We start from the raw sequence: 12,268 nt of genomic DNA, 5'->3' as shown, positions 1-12,268 counted from the left end.
CTGATTCACCGCCCTGCCGGGTCGTAGGGGGTCTCCGGAGCTTTCTCTCCCCTGATTTCCGCCAGTTGAACGGTGATCGCGGCCATGATGTCGGCGGTCGCCTCACGCAGCACCGGACCTCGCAACGGCTGCCCCTCGTACTTCGACAGGTCGACGGGAGGTCCGACCCGTACGGTGAACGTCTTGCGAGGAAAGAGTCTCGGCTTCTTTTCCCCGTAGGGCAACAGCTCGTGCGCACCCCAGTGGGCGACAGGGATGACGGTCGCCCCCGTCTGCAGCGCCAGGCGGGCGACGCCGGTCTTGCCGACCATCGGCCACAGCCCGGGATCGCGGGTGACGGTCCCCTCGGGGTAGAACATGATCGCGCCCCCGTCGCGCAGCCGCTGCTCGGAGATCTCCAGCGACCGGGCGGCCTCGGCGGTGCCCCGGTCCACCGGGATCGCCTGCAGCGCGCGCACCGCGGCGCCCAGGAACGGCACCCTGAACAGCGACGCCTTGGCGAGAATGACCGGCCAGCGCCCGTGGTTGTAGAGGAAGTGCGCGATGAGAACGGGATCGGTCCACGACAGGTGATTGGTCGCGATGATGAGCCCGCCGGTCTTCGGGATCAGCTCGCCCCTGCGCCAGTCCTTCTTGACGAGCAGCCACGAGAGCGGTTTGACGATCACCACCGCGAAGGTCTCCCAAGGGCGGGATGGTCGGCCGGGGCGGCTCATGAACTCCTCCAAGACAGACGACTGCGCCCCAAGTCTCCCGGTTGGCCGCTCAGGATGTCGAGACGAGATGCTTAAGCCTATGAGCATCCGCTGGTCACTCGTCATCCCGGTGAAGACGCTGGTAGCGGCCAAGAGCCGGCTGGCCGCGGCGACCGGGCCGCACCGGACCGCGCTCGCGGTCGCGGTGGCCGGCGACACGCTGTCGGCGGCGCTGGCCGCCGCGCCCGTGGCCAGAGTCATCGTGGTCACGGCCGACCAGGGCGCCGCAGGGCCGCTCGCCGCGCTGGGGGCCGTGGTGGTCCCCGACCCCGACCGCGGTCTCAACACCGCGCTGCGCGCGGGTGCCGCCCATGCGGTACGGCTGGCGCCTGGCGACGCCGTCGGCGCCCTCCAGGCCGACCTGCCCGCCCTGCGCCCCGCAGAGCTGGCCACGGTGCTGGAGGCGGCGGCCGAGTTCGACCAGGCGTTCGTGCCGGACGCGCTCGACGTCGGCACGACCTTCTACGGCGTACGGCCCGGCGTGCCGTTCACCCCCCGTTTCGGCGGCGAGTCGAGGGCCAAGCACCTGGCCGGCGGAGCCAAGGAGCTGACCCTGGAGGGCATCGAGTCGGTCAGGCGTGACGTCGACACCCCCGACGACCTGCGCGCGGCCATCGCGCTGGGCCTCGGCCCGCACACCGCCGAGGTGGTCAGCCGGCTTCGGCTCGCAGACGCCTGATCCACGGCGACACGATGACCGGCAGGTGGGCCGTCGCCGTGCCGAGGCAGGCCACCCACAGCAGCACGCCCACGCTCACCCGCTCGGCCAGCAGGCCGCCGAGCAGGCCGCCGACGGGCATCGCGCTCCACATGAGGAAGCGCATGCTGGCGTTCATCCGGCCGCGCAGGTGGTCGGGGGTGACGGCCTGGCGGTAGCTGCTCTGGGCGACGTTGAAGACGACCGCGGCGACGAGCATCAGGAACAGCCCCAGCGGGTACAGCAGGACCCGCCATCCCTCGCCGGCGAACCCGCCGATCAGCGGGAACAGCCCGGCGAGGACGGCGCCGCCGTACATGGCGCCGCCGTTGCCGTACCTGGCGACGATCTTCGGGGCGAGCGCGCCGCCCAGCACGCCGCCGGCGCCCGCGGCCGAGACGATCAGGCCGTAGGCTCCGGCGCCGAGGTCGAGCTCGCGCACCAGGAACAGCGGCTGGACGATCGCCCACAGGCCGTTGGTGAGCATGTTCAGCGCGCCGACCAGGGCGACGCGGCGCAGCACCTGGTGGCCGAGCACGTATCTGAGCCCTTCGGCGACCTCGGCCTTGACGCTCCTGCGCTTCGCCGGGGCGGCAGGGGTCTCGTCGGCTCTGATCGTCGACAGGACCAGCGCCGAGCAGGCGTACGAGATCGCGTCGGCCAGCAGCGCGAAGGGCGCGGCGAGCACCTGGACCAGCCAGCCGCCGAAGCCGGGCCCGGCCAGCCAGGCGGCGTTGCGCAGCGTCTCCAGGGTGCCGATCCCGGTGGACAGGCCGTCCTTGCGCACGATCGAGGGCAGCAGGCTCATGTGGGCGACGTCGAAGAAGACGGTGCCGACCCCGATGACCAGCGCGACGGCGTAGAGCTGGGCGAGCGTCAGCACGTCGGCGAAGGCCGCCACCGGGACGCTGAACAGCGCCAGCGCGCGCACGCCGTCGGCGGCGACCAGGATGGGACGGCGGCGCATCCGGTCCGCCCACACGCCGGCCGGCAGGCCGATGACCAGGAAGGCGGCCATCTCCGCGGCGGTGAGCAGGCCGAGCTGGAACGGGGTCGCGTCCAGCACCAGCAGGGCGGTCAGCGGCAGGGCCACCAGCGTCACCTGGGTGCCGAACTGGCTGAGGACGTCGGCGCCGACCAGCCGCCGGAAGGCGGAGTTCCGCCAGACGCTTTGCGCAACGGGCACGAAGCGGGATCCTCACCGGTTCCCTGTGCGAGGTCAAACGATTTACGCTGGGGCTCGTGCAGGCGACGGTGCGGAGTTTCGATCCGGAGACCCGTTCGGGGTCGGTGTTCCTCGACGACGGAAGTGTGCTGGAGTTCGGCGCGGAGGCGTTCGACGCGGGGCCGCTACGGCTGTTGCGTACGGGACAGCGCGTGAATCTCGGCGTCTCCGGAGAGGAGATCACCTATGTCACGCTGTCGACTTTCCCGGTGCCCGGCTGAGCGGCCCGCTTACGCAAATAGCACACCTGGATTTCGCAAATAAAACGCCCGGACCCCCTTATCGGGTGTCCGGGCGCTCCGTAGTTACTTACTTCTTCTTGGCGGCCTTCTTGCCTCCGGCGTTGACCAGCTCCTTGAAGTCCGAGCCAGGACGGAACTTCGGCCCCCAGCTCTCGGCCACCTTGATCTCAGCGCCGGTCGACGGGTTCCTGGCCGTGCGCTGCGGCTTGTGGACCATCTCGAACGCGCCGAAGCCCGTGATCGAGACCTTGTCGCCACTCGCGACGGCCTTCTGAATGGCGTCGAGAATGGCGTTCACGGCCTCGGTCGCCGTCTTCTTGTCGCCCACCCGGTCCGCGATGGCGTCGACGAGTTCCCGCTTGTTCATGTAGGTTTCGCTCCCCCTGTTACGGCTCGGGGTTCCAGCAACGAGTCCAACGGTCGAGAAACCCCTTACGGGTTGAATCTAAAGGGGGATTGCGAAGGAACTCAATCACCAGACGCGTTTTTTTGGGCACCCGGCGTGTCGGATTCGCTGTTCAGCTCGGCGAGGAAGGTCGCCAACCGGGTCGCCGCACGTTCGGGATCACGTTTGGCGAGATCACAGATGGCCAGGTATCGGCGCGCGAAACGTTCTCTGTGGGCCGTGGGCAGCAGGCGGACGCGGCGGTGCGCCTCGCGCAACCGCCGCGCCAGTTCGTCGTCCTCTAGACGGTCGTCGGCAGCCATGACTGCCGACCATTCTCGTACGTGGTGATGTCGTCGGCGTGACGCAGGGTCAGGCCGATGTCGTCCAGGCCCTCCATCAGGCGCCAGCGGGTGTAGTCGTCGATCTCGAAGGCCACGACCTCGCCGGCCCAGCGGACCTGCCGCTCGGCCAGGTCGACGGTGACGGGCAGGTTCGGGTCGGCCTCGACGGCCGCCTGCAGCGCCTCGACCCTGTCGCCCGGCAGGACGACGGGGAGCAGGCCCATCTTGGTGGAGTTGTTGCGGAAGATGTCGCCGAACCTGGCGGCGATCACGACGCGGAAGCCGTACTGCTGCAGCGCCCAGACGGCGTGCTCGCGCGAGGAGCCGGTGCCGAAGTCGGGGCCGGAGACCAGGATGCTTGCCCCCTGGTAGGCCGGGTCGTTCAGGACGAAGGAGGGGTCCTCGCGCCAGGCGGAGAACAGGCCCTTCTCGAAGCCGGTACGGCTGACCTGCTTGAGCCAGACGGCGGGGATGATCTGGTCGGTGTCGACGTTGCTGCGGCGCAGCGGCACCGCCGTGCCGGTGTGCGTGGTGAAAGCGTCCATCGTGGCTGTCCTTGAAGTCGTGTGGTGAGGCCGGAGAGGGTTACAGGTCCGCCGGAGCCGTCAGCCGGCCCGTCACGGCCGTGGCCGCGGCGACCGCGGGCGAGACCAGGTGGGTGCGGCCTCCCTTGCCCTGCCGGCCCTCGAAGTTGCGGTTGGAGGTCGAGGCGCTGCGCTCGCCCGGGGCGAGCGTGTCGGGGTTCATGCCGAGGCACATTGAGCACCCGGCCTGCCGCCACTCCGCGCCCGCGGCCTCGAACACCTCGTCCAGGCCCTCCTTCTCGGCCTGCAGCTTCACCAGCATCGAGCCGGGCACGATCAGCGTGCGGGTCTTGACCTGCCGGCCGCGCAGGATGTCGGCCGCGGCCCGCAGGTCCTCGATGCGCCCGTTGGTGCACGAGCCGACGAAGACGGTGTCGACCTCGATCTCGCGCAGCGGCGTGCCGGCCGTCAGACCCATGTACTCCAGCGCCCGCTCGGCCGCCGACCGCTCGACGGGGTCGGCGAAGGACTCGGGCGACGGTACGGCCGCGCCCAGCGGCAGCCCCTGTCCCGGGTTGGTCCCCCAGGTGACGAACGGCGTCAGCGTCGTGGCGTCGATCTCCACGACCTTGTCGAAGACGGCGTCGTCGTCGCTCCTGAGCGACTTCCAGTGCTCGACGGCCTGGTCCCACGCCTCGCCCTTCGGGGCGTGGGGGCGGTCTTTCAGGTAGGCGAACGTCGTCTCGTCGGGCGCGATCATGCCGGCGCGGGCACCCGCCTCGATGGACATGTTGCAGATGGTCATCCTGCCCTCCATGGAGAGCTTGCGGATGGCCTCGCCGCGGTACTCGACGATGTAGCCCTGGCCGCCGCCGGTGCCGATCTTCGCGATGATCGCCAGGATCAGGTCCTTCGCCGTGACGCCCACCGGCAGCTCGCCGCCGACCTCGATGGCCATGGTCTTCGGGCGGTAGGCGGGCAGCGTCTGCGTGGCCAGCACGTGCTCCACCTCGGAGGTGCCGATGCCGAACGCGATGCCGCCGAAGGCGCCGTGGGTGGAGGTGTGAGAATCGCCACACACGATCGTCATGCCCGGCTGGGTCAGGCCGAACTGCGGGCCGATGATGTGGACCACGCCCTGGCCGGCGTCGCCCATGGGATGCAGCCTGACGCCGAACTCGGCGGCGTTCTTGCGCAGCGTCTCGACCTGCGTCTTGGAGACGGGGTCGGAGATCGGGCCGAGCACGGTCGGGACGTTGTGGTCCTCGGTGGCGATGGTGAGATCGGGCCTGCGCACCTTGCGTCCCGCCATGCGCAGGCCGTCGAAGGCCTGCGGGCTGGTGACCTCGTGAACGAGGTGCAGGTCGATGTAGAGCAGGTCGGGTTCGCCCTCGGCGCGGCGCACGACGTGCTGCTCCCAGACCTTCTCCGCGAGTGTGCGGCCCATTGATCTCCTCCTTGAGATTGCCCCGACTTGCCTTCTCATATGTCGAGACGGCAGTATCGGTGTATGGACAACTCTAGCGGAGTCGGCGTACTGGACAAGGCCGTTCTCGTGCTCAACGCCCTCGAAGCGGGCCCGGCCTCGCTGGCCCAGCTCGTGCAGGCCACCGGACTGGCCCGTCCCACGGCGCATCGGCTGGCCGTCGCGCTGGAGCATCACCGGATCGTCTCCCGCGACACGCAGGGCCGTTTCGTCCTCGGCCCGCGACTGTCGGAGTTGTCCACCGCGGCCGGCGAGGACCGGCTCCTCGCGGTCGCCTCGCCCGTCCTGACCCAGCTCAGGGACCTGACGGGCGAGAGCGCGCAGCTGTACCGCCGCCAGGGAGACGAGCGTGTCTGCGTCGCGGCGGCCGAGCGCACCAGCGGCCTGCGCGACACCGTCCCCGTGGGCTCGGCGTTGCCGATGACGGCGGGGTCCGCCGCGCAGATCCTGCTGGCCTGGGAGGAGCCCGACCGGCTGCACAGGGGTCTGCGCGGGGCCAAGTTCACCGCCGCGACCCTCGCCTCCGTACGGCGGCGCGGCTGGGCCCACAGCGTCGGCGAGCGCGAGCAGGGCGTCGCCAGCGTCTCGGCGGCCATCAGGGGCACGGGCGGCAAGGTGGTCGCGGCCGTCTCGGTATCCGGACCGATCGAGCGCCTGACCCGCACGCCCGGCAGGCTGCACGCGGTGCCGGTCATGGCCGCCGCCGAACGGATCACCGAGGCGATGCGCCGGGCCAACTGACCGCGCGTGCCGTACGGGATGACCGGTGTGGGAGCGGTTGGACGCGCTCCCACGCGCTCCGTCCCCCCGTTTCGCGACTTTTCGTGATCGGCGCTCCGTCGATTTCGTGGGCCGACCGCGGCCGGAGCGCACTAGCCTGAGTGGGTGACAGATCGCATCGAGCTAGCCGCCGATGAGCTGCGTCCCCTGCTCGAAGAGTTCATCGTGTGGGCACGGGAACACGCCCCGGCCAGCGACCCCGACCTGGTCGGCCCTGCCGCGCTGTGGCACCGGCTGTCCGCTTCCGACGACGTCGCCCGGTGGCGCCGCGCCGACCTCAGGACGGTGTTGCTCGACCGCATGCCCAAGGTCGTCGAGGATCCGGACGAGGCGGCCGACGGGATGATCGGCGCGGTGCGCGCCTATCTGACCTTCCTGTCGGACACCGACAAGCTGGCCAAGGGCTCCGACTCCCTCGATGATCTGCTCGACGAGCTCGACGATCTGGAGGACGACTTCGTCGAGGCCATGGAGGACCTCATCGACGACGACGAGGACGTGCGCGAGGAGACCGGCGACCTCGGCGACTTCGAGCCCTTCGCCGACGAGCTGGCCGACCTGCCCACGATCCGGCTGCGCCCCGACGCCGAGCTCGCCGCCGCGGCGCGGGCCGTCCCGCTCATCGCCAAGGCCCGCGACCTCGCGGTCTGGGTCGGCGACGCGCGCGAGGTGGGCGAGGACAGCCTGCTGTCCGACGCCGAGGTGGAGGAGGCGCTGGCCGTCATCGGCCTGCCCAGGCCGGCGACCGAGGGCTCGCTGTCCAAGGCCGTCCCCCAGCTGTGGAACATCTGGAACCTCGCGGTCGACCTGGAGTTCCTCGAACCCGACGGCGACGACACCGTCAGCGTCGACGACGACACCGCCGAGTGGCCCTTCGACGACGACGAGGACGTGCTCGACGCCTGGATGCTCGGCCTCCACTCCGTCGACTACGGCGACCCCGAGCTGGAGGACGACGACCTCACGATGGCGCTCGGCGGCCTCAGCCGCGGGCTGCTGGTCCGCCTGCTGCTGGGCGGCGGCTCGCGCGGGCTGGCCGCGCTGCGTGAGGAGCTCGCCGAGGCCGCCGCCGACATCGACGAGCTCGGCGCCGACGCCTGGGCCGCCGCCCGCGACCACTACGGCGACCCGCTGGCGCCGGTGCTCGACTGGCTCGTCGGGTACGGCATGCTCACCGTCACCGGCGACGAGGTCACGCTCACTCCCCTCGGCACCGAGGGCGTCGTGCACCTGGTCGACGACGCCGACATCGAGCTCGACGCCCGCCCGGCGATCGACGCGATGACCGCCCTCGAACTGCTGGCCTTCAGCGCCGAGCTGCCCGAGGACGAGGCCGACGCGGAGTTCGCGGCGTGGATGGAGCTGCGCGAGCCGGGCGAGGCCGCCCGCGAGCTGCTGGAGGCGGCCGGCGAGGACGACACCGACGCGCTGATCAGGGTCCAGGCGGCGAGCGTGGTCGGCACGCTCGGCGAGGACGCGATCCCGGCCTGGCAGGCGGCGCTGAAGGAGCCCTCGCTGCGTCCGTACGCGGCCACCCACCTGACGCAGCTGGAGGTGGAGGGCGCTCCCGAGCCCACCCAGGACGACACCCACTGGCTCATCCTGGACATGTGGACGATCTCCGCCGGTCTCGGGCGGGCGGAGTTCGTGAGCAGCCTGCGTGACATCGGGCCCGACCTGCTCAACAACCTGCTCGAGGTGATCTGGAAGATCCCGCACGCGCATGTGGAGGAGCTGCTGGAGCTGATCTCGCAGGTCCACCCGGACAAGCATGTGGCGAAGGCGGCCAAGCGAGCGCTCTTCAAGGCCCGTTCGACCTCCTGACCCTCCGCAGCCCCCCGCCGGTGCCCGGCGGGGGGCTTGCGCGTCTCCGGGCGGAGGATCACCTGCCTGGTCGCGGCGGCGAGGTGGCCGTGGCGACCGGCGGGGTCCGGGTGAGGGCCGGGTGCGGCCGGCGGGCCTTCACCCCTCCTTCAGGCGGGTGTGCGCCTCGGCCCAGTCCGCGGGCCGCTCGGCGGTCCAGAACTTGAACGTGGAGCCCGCCATCCGGTCGCGGTAGGCGCCGATGATGCTCCGGTGCGGCTGGCTGCGGGCGAAGGTGGACAGGGCCTCGTCGGACGTCCAGGCCGACAGGGTCCAGAACGTCCGGCGCAGGGGGGCGGCCTTCAGCGCGGCGCCGACCGCGCCGGGGCTCCGCCGGGCCTGCAGCAGGATGCGCATCGACTGGAACAGGAAGCCGGGCACGTGCCACAGGCTGCGCAGTTCGAAGCGCGACGCCATGACCTGCACGGGCTGGTCATGGGCCGCGGCGGGGCCGGGAATCCACGGGGTGATGATCGCCATTCGGCACCTCCTGATTGGATAGTGACACTCTCCATTATTGGATAGCTTCACTATCCAGTCAACTGGCGGTTTCCCGTAACGAACGCGAAGGATTCTCGCCATGGTCGCGGGCAGGGCGCCGTCACTAGCGTCGGCGCATGCTCACAGCCGTCTTGACCGCGCTCTTCCTCGCCGCCCCGCCACCCGCCGTGGACATCACCCCCGCCCAGGTCGACGCCTACGTCGCCGATTACCGGGAGAGGACGGGCCTGCCGGGGGTGGCGGTCGCGATCACCCGGGGATCCAGGGTCGTCCACGCCACCGGGTACGGCAGGACCGCCTCGGGCGCCCCGTTGACCGCCGACACCCCCATGGCCGTCGCCTCGGTGAGCAAGTCGTTCACCTCGCTCGCCGTCATGCAGCTGGTGGAGAAGGGCACGATCCGGCTCGACCAGCCGGTGCGCGGCTACCTGCCCGAGTTCACGATGGCCGATCCACGAGCCGCGCGGATCACCGTTCGCCAGCTGCTGAACCAGACCTCGGGCATGGCCGACACCACCTTCCGCGAGAAGAGCCTGCCCCAGCCGGACTCCCTCCAGGGCGCCGTGGCGCGACTGAAGGACGCCCGGCTCGCCACCGCGCCCGGCACCGCCTTCAGCTACCACAACACCAACTACCAGGTGGCCGCGCGACTGGTCGAGGTGGTCAGCGGGGAGCCGTTCGCGGCCTACCTCAAGACCCACGTGTTCACCCCCCTCGGCATGAGCCACAGCACCACGATCGACACCGAGCGCGACATGCCGGACAGCGCGCGCGGCCACCTCACCGTCCTCGGACAGGCGGTCGCCGTGCCCGAGCCGCCCGGCTTCGGCAACGGCTCCGGCGGCGTGATCAGCACGGCGAACGACATGGCCAGATGGCTGATCGCGCAACGCTCCGGGATCGTCTCGCCCGCGAGCACGGCGGAGCTGCGCACGCCGTCCCGGCAGAACGACACCTACGCGCTGGGCTGGTCGATCGGTAGGACCCCGCGCGGAAACCTGGCCATCGGGCACAGCGGCGAGCTGTTCACCTCGACCGCCGAGCAACTGCTCATGCCGGAGTCCGGCTACGGCATCGCGGTCATGGCCAACACCGGCATGGCCTTCGGCGACAGCTCCGCCCTCCTCGACGGTCTCGTCGCCATGATCGAGGGCGGCACCCCCGAGCCGCCGTCGGACCCTTACCTGGTCACCGACCTGGTGTTCCTGCTGCTGACGCTGGTGACCGTCGCCCTGGCGGCGCGCGGCCTGGCCCGCTCGCGGCGGTGGGCGGCCCGCCGTACGGGATGGGGACGGTTGTGGGTGCTGCCGCTCCTGGCGCCCCTGGCGCTGTGCGCGGCGGCGGCGCCCGTCTTCAGGTTCCTGGCCCGGGGGCGCGACGCCATGTGGATCCAGGTGTTCTACCTGTACCCCACGTTCATGCTCTGGCTGGTGACGGCCGCCGCCGCGGGCGTGGTGGTGACGGCCGTGCGGCTCAGCCGTTGAGATAGCGGAGGATGGCCAGGACCCTGCGGCTGTAGCCGGGCGTCGGCGCGAGCCCGAGCTTGTCGAAGACGGCGTTGACGTGCTTCTCGACCGTGCTCTGCGACACGTGCAACCGCTCGGCGATCGCGGTGTTCACCATGCCGGTGGCCAGGTGTTCGAGCACGGCCCGCTCGCGGGGGGACAGCGTGCCGAGCGGGGCGGCCGCCAGCAGCCGCCGGACGACGTCGGGGTCGAACACCGTGCCGCCCGATCCGACCCGCTCGACCGAGTCGAGGAACTCGGCCACCTCCGAGACCCTGTCCTTCAGCAGGTAGCCGAGGCCCTCCGAGGGCCCGGCCAGCAGCCGTGCCGCCGAGGCCTGCTCGACGTACTGCGAGAGCACGAGCACGCCCACCTCCGGCCACCCGCCGCGGATCTCCAGCGCCGCCCTCAGCCCCTCGTCGGTGTGGGAGGGCGGCATGCGCACGTCGATCACCGCCACGTCGGGCCGGTGCTCGGCCACGGCGGCCATGAGCGCGTCGGCGTCGCCCACCGCGGCCGTCACCTCGTGTCCGGCGTCCTGCAGGAGCCGGGCCAGCCCTTCCCTGAGCAGCACGGAGTCGTCGGCGAGGATCAGGCGCACGGCAGCCTCGCCGTCACCGTGGTCGGGCCGCCCGGTGGGCTGTCGACCGCGAAGCTGCCGTCCAGCGCGCGCACCCGCCGCTCCAGCCCCGACAGACCACCGCCCGGTACGGCGCCGCCCCTGCCGTCATCGGTGATCGTCACGGCCACCTCCCCCTCCCGCGCACGCACCTCGACCACGATCAGGCCTGCCTCCGCGTGCTTGTTCGCGTTCGTGACGGCCTCCCTGGCCACGAAGTAGACGGCGGTCTCGATCTCCGGCGCCGGCCGCCCGTCGACCGCGTACGCGACGCGCACCGGTACGGCCGAGCGGTCGGCCACCTCGGTCAGCGCCTCCCGCAGCCCCAGCGTGTCGAGCGCGGTGGGATAGACCCGCCAGGCCACGCTCCGCAACTCGTCGAGCAGTCTCCTGGACTCGACGTAGGCCTCGTCGAGCAGGGCGGGGTCGGCGGTGTGGCGGGCGCGGCCGAGCAGCATCGCCAGGGCCACGCCCCGCTGCTGGACCCCGTCGTGCAGGTCGCGCTCGATCCGCCTGCGCTCCTCGTCGACCGCGCGGACGATGCCGGAGCGGGAGACGGTCAGCTCCGCGATCCGGCGGGCCATGGCCTCGTTCGGATCGGGGCCGAGGAAGCGGTCGGCGAGGTGGCGCTCGACACCGATCACCGCGGCGCTCCAGGCACCGGTCAGCGCCAGGACGATCGCGCCGAGGACGAGCCCGTAGGCCCAGCTGCTGCCGATCAGGCGGAGGCCGGGGAACTCCAGCGGCAGCAGGTCCGCCTCCCCTGACGCCAGCTGGGCGGCGCCGCCGTACAGGAGGAGGGCGGCGACGAACGCCCCCATGGCGGCCAGGTAGCCGCCCAGCAGGCCGGTCAGGCCGCGCAGCGCCAGGTAGGCGCGGCCGCCCCGGGCGCCGCCCGCGTGGTGGTCGTACCAGGCGGCCAGGCGGGCCCGCTCCAGACGCACGAGGGTGGCGGTGACCGTGCGGGCGCGGCGCTCCCCCGCCACCCAGGCGAGGCCGCACCAGCCGAGCCCGGCCAGCCCGGTGGGAACGCCTGCGATCAGGCCGATCGCGCGCCGGGGAAGCGTCGTGGCCGATCGTCGCATGAGGCGGAGTCTAGCCAGGGCCGGTGATCCACCCGAAAACGCAGAAACCCGGATGCCGACGGGCATCCGGGTTTCTGCCGATGTAGTCCCGACCGGATTCGAACCGGCGCTACCGCCTTGAGAGGGCGGCGTCCTGGGCCACTAGACGACGGGACCGAAGCACAGGGCGACGGCGCCGACGGGCAGGTTGACGTAGAAGGCCCAGCGCCAGTCGAGGTGGTCGGTGATGAAGCCGCCGACGAGCGGGCCCGCGATCA

Annotated in this window: 14 protein-coding genes and 1 tRNA gene; 5 read left to right on the top strand and 10 right to left on the bottom strand. The window is 71.4% G+C overall.

The genetic code is table 11. The features are described 5' to 3' along the window. Positions 1-5: 5 nt before the first annotated feature. Complete coding sequence (locus ACWDLG_RS37705) at positions 6-716, bottom strand: lysophospholipid acyltransferase family protein (protein WP_354909587.1); 711 nt, start codon at positions 714-716, stop codon at positions 6-8. 79 nt (positions 717-795) lie between these two features. On the opposite strand from ACWDLG_RS37705, the gene cofC reads away from it, so the two are divergent. Beyond that, positions 796-1,434: a 2-phospho-L-lactate guanylyltransferase gene (gene cofC, locus ACWDLG_RS37700; RefSeq protein WP_354909589.1), complete on the top strand. Its 639-nt coding sequence runs from the start codon at positions 796-798 to the stop codon at positions 1,432-1,434. On the opposite strand, the gene ACWDLG_RS37695 is transcribed toward cofC, so the two are convergent. After that, the gene (locus tag ACWDLG_RS37695) at positions 1,406-2,638 is read right to left on the bottom strand and encodes an MFS transporter (protein ID WP_449929283.1); all 1,233 of its coding nucleotides are present in this window, start codon (positions 2,636-2,638) and stop codon (positions 1,406-1,408) included. The two genes, cofC and ACWDLG_RS37695, sit on opposite strands and share 29 nt — an antisense overlap. 56 nt (positions 2,639-2,694) lie before the next feature. Here ACWDLG_RS37695 and ACWDLG_RS37690 point away from each other — a divergent pair, with 56 nt between their 5' ends. Next, entirely contained in the window at positions 2,695-2,898 is a 204-nt protein-coding gene (locus ACWDLG_RS37690) for a hypothetical protein (protein WP_354909594.1), read from the top strand. An 88-nt stretch (positions 2,899-2,986) separates the two neighbouring features. Here ACWDLG_RS37690 and ACWDLG_RS37685 read toward each other — a convergent pair whose 3' ends face one another. The 4 genes from ACWDLG_RS37685 to leuC form a co-directional block, all read right to left on the bottom strand. Beyond that, entirely contained in the window at positions 2,987-3,286 is a 300-nt protein-coding gene (locus ACWDLG_RS37685) for an HU family DNA-binding protein (RefSeq protein ID WP_354909596.1), read from the bottom strand. Between the two features lie 101 nt (positions 3,287-3,387). Further along, complete coding sequence (locus tag ACWDLG_RS37680) at positions 3,388-3,627, bottom strand: SCO5555 family protein (RefSeq protein WP_354909598.1); 240 nt, start codon at positions 3,625-3,627, stop codon at positions 3,388-3,390. Beyond that, complete coding sequence (gene leuD / locus ACWDLG_RS37675; RefSeq protein WP_354909601.1) at positions 3,606-4,193, bottom strand: 3-isopropylmalate dehydratase small subunit; 588 nt, start codon at positions 4,191-4,193, stop codon at positions 3,606-3,608. The genes ACWDLG_RS37680 and leuD overlap by 22 nt, the downstream gene beginning before the upstream one ends. 40 nt (positions 4,194-4,233) lie before the next feature. Then, positions 4,234-5,619 carry a 3-isopropylmalate dehydratase large subunit gene (gene leuC, locus ACWDLG_RS37670; protein ID WP_449929280.1) on the bottom strand — a complete coding sequence of 462 codons (1,386 nt, stop codon included), beginning with the start codon at positions 5,617-5,619 and terminating at the stop codon, positions 4,234-4,236. A gap of 63 nt (positions 5,620-5,682) precedes the next feature. On the opposite strand from leuC, the gene ACWDLG_RS37665 reads away from it, so the two are divergent. Both ACWDLG_RS37665 and ACWDLG_RS37660 read left to right on the top strand, forming a co-directional pair. Then, the gene (locus tag ACWDLG_RS37665) at positions 5,683-6,399 is read left to right on the top strand and encodes an IclR family transcriptional regulator (RefSeq protein WP_354909607.1); all 717 of its coding nucleotides are present in this window, start codon (positions 5,683-5,685) and stop codon (positions 6,397-6,399) included. Between the two features lie 144 nt (positions 6,400-6,543). After that, a complete protein-coding gene (locus ACWDLG_RS37660) occupies positions 6,544-8,262 on the top strand; it encodes a hypothetical protein (RefSeq protein WP_449929278.1) in 1,719 nt (572 codons plus the stop codon). Between the two features lie 138 nt (positions 8,263-8,400). Here ACWDLG_RS37660 and ACWDLG_RS37655 read toward each other — a convergent pair whose 3' ends face one another. After that, complete coding sequence (locus ACWDLG_RS37655) at positions 8,401-8,781, bottom strand: hypothetical protein (RefSeq protein WP_449929276.1); 381 nt, start codon at positions 8,779-8,781, stop codon at positions 8,401-8,403. Between the two features lie 137 nt (positions 8,782-8,918). Here ACWDLG_RS37655 and ACWDLG_RS37650 point away from each other — a divergent pair, with 137 nt between their 5' ends. Then, complete coding sequence (locus ACWDLG_RS37650) at positions 8,919-10,286, top strand: serine hydrolase domain-containing protein (RefSeq protein ID WP_449929275.1); 1,368 nt, start codon at positions 8,919-8,921, stop codon at positions 10,284-10,286. Here the strand turns inward: ACWDLG_RS37650 and ACWDLG_RS37645 are convergent. The 3 genes from ACWDLG_RS37645 to ACWDLG_RS37635 all read right to left on the bottom strand — a co-directional run bounded on the left by ACWDLG_RS37645 (position 10,276) and on the right by ACWDLG_RS37635 (position 12,167). Continuing rightward, entirely contained in the window at positions 10,276-10,908 is a 633-nt protein-coding gene (locus ACWDLG_RS37645; RefSeq protein ID WP_449929274.1) for a response regulator transcription factor, read from the bottom strand. The two genes, ACWDLG_RS37650 and ACWDLG_RS37645, sit on opposite strands and share 11 nt — an antisense overlap. Then, entirely contained in the window at positions 10,899-12,011 is a 1,113-nt protein-coding gene (locus ACWDLG_RS37640) for a sensor histidine kinase (protein ID WP_449929273.1), read from the bottom strand. The genes ACWDLG_RS37645 and ACWDLG_RS37640 overlap by 10 nt, the downstream gene beginning before the upstream one ends. A gap of 83 nt (positions 12,012-12,094) precedes the next feature. Beyond that, a tRNA-Glu gene (locus tag ACWDLG_RS37635) sits at positions 12,095-12,167 on the bottom strand. Between the last annotated feature and the right edge of the window lie 101 nt (positions 12,168-12,268).

The organism is Nonomuraea sp. NPDC003727, from assembly GCF_053586935.1.
This window is presented reverse-complemented; position numbering and strand designations above follow the sequence as displayed.

Coding starts and splice junctions, on each gene's coding strand:
- ACWDLG_RS37680 (WP_354909598.1), bottom strand. CDS start 3,627: ATGGCTGCCGACGACCGTCTAGAGGACGACGAACTGGCGCGGCGGTTG.
- ACWDLG_RS37655 (WP_449929276.1), bottom strand. CDS start 8,781: ATGGCGATCATCACCCCGTGGATTCCCGGCCCCGCCGCGGCCCATGAC.
- leuD (WP_354909601.1), bottom strand. CDS start 4,193: ATGGACGCTTTCACCACGCACACCGGCACGGCGGTGCCGCTGCGCCGC.
- ACWDLG_RS37640 (WP_449929273.1), bottom strand. CDS start 12,011: ATGCGACGATCGGCCACGACGCTTCCCCGGCGCGCGATCGGCCTGATC.
- ACWDLG_RS37650 (WP_449929275.1), top strand. CDS start 8,919: ATGCTCACAGCCGTCTTGACCGCGCTCTTCCTCGCCGCCCCGCCACCC.
- ACWDLG_RS37665 (WP_354909607.1), top strand. CDS start 5,683: ATGGACAACTCTAGCGGAGTCGGCGTACTGGACAAGGCCGTTCTCGTG.
- cofC (WP_354909589.1), top strand. CDS start 796: ATGAGCATCCGCTGGTCACTCGTCATCCCGGTGAAGACGCTGGTAGCG.
- ACWDLG_RS37705 (WP_354909587.1), bottom strand. CDS start 716: ATGAGCCGCCCCGGCCGACCATCCCGCCCTTGGGAGACCTTCGCGGTG.
- leuC (WP_449929280.1), bottom strand. CDS start 5,619: ATGGGCCGCACACTCGCGGAGAAGGTCTGGGAGCAGCACGTCGTGCGC.
- ACWDLG_RS37685 (WP_354909596.1), bottom strand. CDS start 3,286: ATGAACAAGCGGGAACTCGTCGACGCCATCGCGGACCGGGTGGGCGAC.